Below are 5,500 nucleotides of genomic sequence, written 5' to 3'. Positions count from 1 at the left end.
GCGCTGGCGGATCCGATCGGAGAACGGCTTGCCGAATTTCCGTCCCCACTGGCGCACGGTTTCATAGGTCACGCCAATGCCACGCGCCGCCAGCATTTCCTCGACCATCCGCAAGCTTAAGGGAAGCCGGAAATATAACCAAACGGGATAACTGATCACTTCCGGTGCGATGGCGGCGATAAAGAGGGTCCCGGGCGGTCTGCCGGTCGTCTACCCCTCCGCCGCTCCAATTCGTTAATTTGACGGTACCGTTCAATGGACTGTCCCTGTCGAAGGTTGCGGCCGATCTTGCGGCGCACGCCGTCAACGGCTGGCCGCCGGAGGTCATCAACGATTTCGGCAATCTCGGCTTTGTCCGACCTGCTGGCATCGTGTTTCTCAGCAACTTATTCGCATGGATGAGCGCTCATCAAACCAAAATCACGCTCACCAACCTCATTGGCAAACGCCGTCAGGTTTCTGGACGACTCCCTGTTCTTCGAGCAGCATTGCGGCGCAAAGTTTCGCCCGGATGCCTCACCACGGTCGACAACGCGACCACTGATGAGGATCGCTCATCAGCGATTGCCATGGCTGGCTGGAACACAACCTTGCTCCTTGGCTGGCTGCGCGCCTGTCGATCTCTCCCGCGAGCGGCGTGTACAACCGGCCGGTAGCCGCCATGCCCATCTGATCGCGGGCATCTGGACCGGGTTCAAGGGCGACCGGGGCACCAAGTCCAAGCCGGCCCCCGGCCCTCACCTCGTTTATGGCTTCCTGACGACCGATGAGGAGCGCGACGTATGGATGCGCGCGCCGCGGGATGAAGCAAAGGCACTGCAGCGGCCGTTGCCGGATGATGCGCTGAAGATCGTGATGCGCGGCGCGGATAAGGAAGATCAGCCAACAGCAGGGTAGCGATGCTTTAGCGCCGCAATCGGTATGGTGTTATGGGGACAAGAGGTCTGATGTTGTTCAAATCGCCAACAACGGCCGTGCTCATCATCAGCGCACGCCGATGGCCGAAGCGTTGCATTTCTGCAGGGCGCGGCGTTCGGCATTGCTGCGAACTGCCCGAAACTTCATCTGTATACGAAAGCAATCGCTCAATCGAAAAACGGTATCCGAGGAGTTCGCCAAGGCAACGCAAAGGAATTTGCAGAGGGCGCGTTTCTGTTCCACGAATTGCTAACTGGCGGAAAAGGAGACGAATGTGATGGCGGCCCGTGCACCTGCGATAACGTATGCGGCCTTCGCCCCGGTACATGCTACTTCGTGATTGAACCGTCGGAGGTAAAGCCCTGAGTCCGCAATGCTTTAAGGCAGCACCTTGACGAGATTGGCCCGCTTGCGTGCAGCCAGCTCGACAGCAGCATCGCGCGCCGCTTTGAATGTCATCACTTCCGCTGGCGCGTGCTCATGATCCTTCTCGATCATGGATGAAGCCGCCAAGGAAGCTCGATCTTAGTCAGCTTTTCGCAAGCTGCTCCTGCTAGCATGAAGAGGATAGGTCATCTAGGCGACGCCGCTATCCGGGTGTTACGACATGAACGCAGACGCAGCCGATATCAATGCAACAGCGTCGCAGGTTGGCGCCCCCTCCGACACCGCCGAGAACGGCGGCGATGACACGCGTGCAGCGCTACTGCGCCGAGCATTCGAAAAGGCTCTCGTTTCCGTCGCGACGCAAGTCATAAGCGATTCGCAGTCGGATATGGATGAGGCCATGAGCGAGCTTGATGATGGATGAGCCGATGGTCGGCGCCAGATAGCGATACGGCCGCCTGGTGATTGAATCGAAGACGTGCCAAGTGAGACTTGGCACACGCCAGCAGTTAGATGCGCATTCTATGATCTTTCAGGTCCGCTGCGAACTGCTCCGCGAATCCGAATGCACCTGGATCTTTTTGGCAGCGGGCTGCTGCGACGTCCCTTTGGCGTCCCCAACAGCAGACTTTGACGGAAATGGTGATGCTCAAAGCCATGGCGCCTCCGGCTTCGTGAGAGGATGATGGATGTTCTGGGAGCGCAAGGGTTCACGCCCGGCTTCGTAGGCTAAAGACAGGCAGGGCTCAACGCGAAACAGTGGCTTATGCTTTTGAGCCGAGGGTAGATCGCGCCGCCGAGGCCGTCCCCAATCCAATCTACGATCTTGGCCGGGATTTTCGCTGCGACGCCTGCATCTGCAGGACGTTGACGTGCAGACAGACCTGAGAGCACCGTTCCCGTGCAGCGCCTCCATCGCCGGCAACGCGCCGCAGCAATTCTAGCCGGGTAGCCGGGCCTGGAGGCCCTCCGCCCGTTTGTCGGCGCCAAGGCTGCGATTGCCAAGACAATCTGGCTGTTACCGTCGATCCTAAATCGATAGATCGCCAAGCTGCCCTTCTCGCGGCCGTTTGGCGAAAATGAAAGGCGGGCGCTAGCGCCCGCTTCCACGAGTTTCCGACATCCCCGGGATCAGGCCTCATGCCGGCTGTGCATCGCGACCGAAAATGCGCCGGAACATGGCCTCGCGCATCATCGTCTTGAAATCCGGCGGCGCATCCGGGTTCTCATTGTGGTTGATCACCGACTGCGTCACCTTGCGTCCGGAGTTGTCAACCCACCCCTGATTTGTCTCATGGATTGTCTGAGCTCCATCGGACGTCAGCTGATCAAGCGTTCGCCCAGCATTAGACTGCGTGACCTTCAGATTGTTTTTCCCATCCTTGTCGTCGCCGAGTCCCTCCACAACCATGGCATTGTCGCCGTTGGTGATGGTGAGCTTCGAGGAGATGGTTTTTCCCTTGCCATAATCGACCGTGTCCACCGTAATCTTCGTGCCGTCGTCGAGCTGGAAGGTCATACCTTTCTTGAAGTCGAAATCGTCCTTGCCGTCGCCATTAGCATCGACGTGAGGATCGCCGTGGATCCTCGAGACATGGCCGGTCTGGTTGTTCCTAACGGTCCAGGTGCCGTCCTTCTCATCGGCCGTGATCGTATACTTATCACCAAGGTTGATCGTCGCCTTGCCGTCCTTGACCTCGTGCGACCACACTGGCGCTGGCTGAGATGACGGCGCTGGCGTCTGAGCGACGGCAAACGGAACCATCGCAAGAGGCGGCGGTGGAGGAGGAACGAAGAACACGGGTGTTGCACTGGCAGGCGTTGCGCTTGCAGACTGGTAGTTGCCCGGCGCGCGACCCTGTTCGCCGGCATCGATACTCGCCTGATTCACCACGCCGCCGGCGCCATCGACCCAGCCTTGGCCGCTCTCATGGATCGTCTGGGCACCATCGGGTGTCAGCTCATCAAGAGTCATGCCAGCGTTGGACTGAGTCACCCTCAGATTGTTTTTGCCATCCTTGTCGTCGCCGAGCCCCTCCACAACCATCGCGTTGTGGCCGTTCGTAATGGTCAGCCTTGAGGAGATGGTCTCACCATTACCGTAGTCGACATTATTGACGGTAATCTTGGTCCCATCGTCGAGCTGGAAGGTCATATCTTTCTTGAAGTCGAAGTCATCCTTGCCGTCCCCGTTAGCGTCAACATGGGGATCGCCATGGATCTTCGTGACATGGCCGGTCTGGTTGTTGCGGACGGTCCAGGTGCCATCCTTCTCATTGGCTGTGATCGTATATTTGTCGCCGAGGTTGATCGTGGCCTTGCCATCCTTGACCTCATGCGTCCATACCGGATCGACGGAAGGCTCCGAACCCGAACTTTGCTGGCTCAACAGCATGAAAGGAGGAGGCGGAGCCATCATGTACACGGGAGCAGCCACGACTGGAGTGACGACCGCCGGAGCCACGACAGCGGTTGTGACGCCACCTGCAGGAACGACCACCGGAGCGACAACGACGGCAGCGCCTGCCGGCAGGTACTGGTAGGCACCCGGCGTGACATACTGTCCCAACAGTGTGCTGAAAGCTGGGCTGGCAACCACCCCCTCTGACCCCACCCCATTCACCGTCGAATCGAGTGCGCCGACCACGGGGAGACCGGCCACGGGAAGATACGCCATTTAGTTCACTCCTGATTGCATCGAAGAAAGCGGTAAAACTGCGAGCGTTATGCGCGCATCAACAGGAAGCATTTCAGGCCGCACCCTTGGCCCGATGGTGAGCGAATGAATGCCTCTCGCCACCAGCCCCGGCAGCCTCGATGAGCCCCCTCTCTCATCACCTTCGCAGCGGCTCGGCGCGAGCATATCGCGCCCATCGAACTCGCAGGGACTCTACCTGCAGCACCTGTCGAAAAGCTGACGACAATGAACCACCGACTGAGCATCGCAACCCTCGTAGCATCCGAGGGGTGCGGATCGCATGGTTGCTCGCGGCGGCCGGCCGTCACGACGGACCATCTCAGGCAACTATCGACGCCCGCCGATCACATGTGATACGTCGCTTCGTTAACATCGATCGACTGTCCGATGTCGGCTGCGCCGATCGGTCCTGTTGCATGCGAGATTCACGCCGCTTGCTCTTGATGCAACAATCATCGGGACCGAGAGGCATATCATTCTGTCGATAAGTGACGCGGTCGCCGCAATTCCGCCAGTCACTCCAGCGGATCTGGGAAGCAGCATTCCAACCGCTCCGGCCACGCCGCTATTGCCGCCAGCGGCGATCCGAAGATTCCGGACGCGATCTGTGGGGATACGGGCGATCACACCAACAGCCTCTACAGCATCAGCGCGCGGCCCTAACCAGGCTACCGCCCCACGCCATGAGTCTCCAAAGACTTCAGATTGGATGACTCAGCGCTGATCGACAAACGCCACAGCCAACCTGTTGGCCGATCGATCCAAGTGCGCGCCTGACCGCGCACGTAGGTCAGAATTTCGCTGCTAGCCTCACTAGCACTACTTTGGCAGATTGTTGATTTTGCCGCGTTTTATAGGATTCCCGAATCAATTTTTCAATGATTCATGGGTGGTCGGCTCTTGGAGGGCTGACCATGCCGGGATGGGAAGACGAACTCGAACGCTGGCTGATGCCGTTCTTGGACCGGCTGGGTCATAAGACCCGGCAGCGGATGTGTCCTCTGTATGTTGCGGGATTGATCGGTCCTGGCGATCGCAAGAGCGTTCAGCCGATGGCGGAACGCCTTGTCACGAGCAACTACGACCAGTTGCACCATTTCATTGCCGACGGTGTCTGGGACGCGACGCCGCTGGAGACAGAGCTGCTCAATCAGGCGGACCGACTTGTCGGCGGCAGGGATGCGGTGCTGGTTATTGATGACACCTCACTGCCGAAGAAGGGTGAGCGATCGGTCGGTGTTGCGGCGCAATACGCATCGGCTCTCGGTAAAACTGCAAATTGCCAAACGCTGGTGTCTTTAACGCTTGCGCGCGGCGAAGTGCCAGTGATGGTCGCGTTACGTCTCTTTCTGCCTGACAGCTGGACAAGCGACATGCCCCGTTTGAAGCGCGCTCGCGTGCCAATCGAACACCGAACGCCACGGTCCAAGCCGGAGATCGCTTTGGCCGAGATTGACCGCGCGATGGCAGCCAACATGCGCTTTGGATGTGTGCTGG

2 protein-coding genes and 3 pseudogenes are annotated in these 5,500 nt (G+C 59.0%); 3 read left to right on the top strand and 2 right to left on the bottom strand.

All coding sequences use genetic code 11. The annotated features are described in order from the left end of the window. Positions 1-256: pseudogene (locus tag IQ16_RS47235) on the bottom strand (hypothetical protein); the annotation flags it as partial. A 398-nt stretch (positions 257-654) separates the two neighbouring features. Between IQ16_RS47235 and IQ16_RS44685 the strand changes: the two are divergent. Further along, positions 655-897, top strand: a pseudogene (locus tag IQ16_RS44685) (hypothetical protein); the annotation flags it as partial. A gap of 628 nt (positions 898-1,525) precedes the next feature. Beyond that, positions 1,526-1,729, top strand: a complete 204-nt coding sequence (locus IQ16_RS44675; protein WP_011084467.1) for a hypothetical protein — start codon at positions 1,526-1,528, stop codon at positions 1,727-1,729. A 714-nt stretch (positions 1,730-2,443) separates the two neighbouring features. Here the strand turns inward: IQ16_RS44675 and IQ16_RS44660 are convergent. After that, positions 2,444-3,982 carry a DUF1521 domain-containing protein gene (locus IQ16_RS44660; RefSeq protein ID WP_014498039.1) on the bottom strand — a complete coding sequence of 513 codons (1,539 nt, stop codon included), beginning with the start codon at positions 3,980-3,982 and terminating at the stop codon, positions 2,444-2,446. Between the two features lie 899 nt (positions 3,983-4,881). Between IQ16_RS44660 and IQ16_RS44650 the strand changes: the two are divergent. Continuing rightward, a pseudogene (locus IQ16_RS44650) lies at positions 4,882-5,500 on the top strand (IS701-like element ISBj6 family transposase); the annotation flags it as partial.

It is taken from the genome of Bradyrhizobium huanghuaihaiense, from assembly GCF_007830635.1.
Lineage (GTDB): Bacteria > Pseudomonadota > Alphaproteobacteria > Rhizobiales > Xanthobacteraceae > Bradyrhizobium > Bradyrhizobium huanghuaihaiense.
The sequence above is the reverse complement of the archived record's forward strand: the minus strand, read 5'-3'. Positions and strand labels throughout refer to the sequence as shown.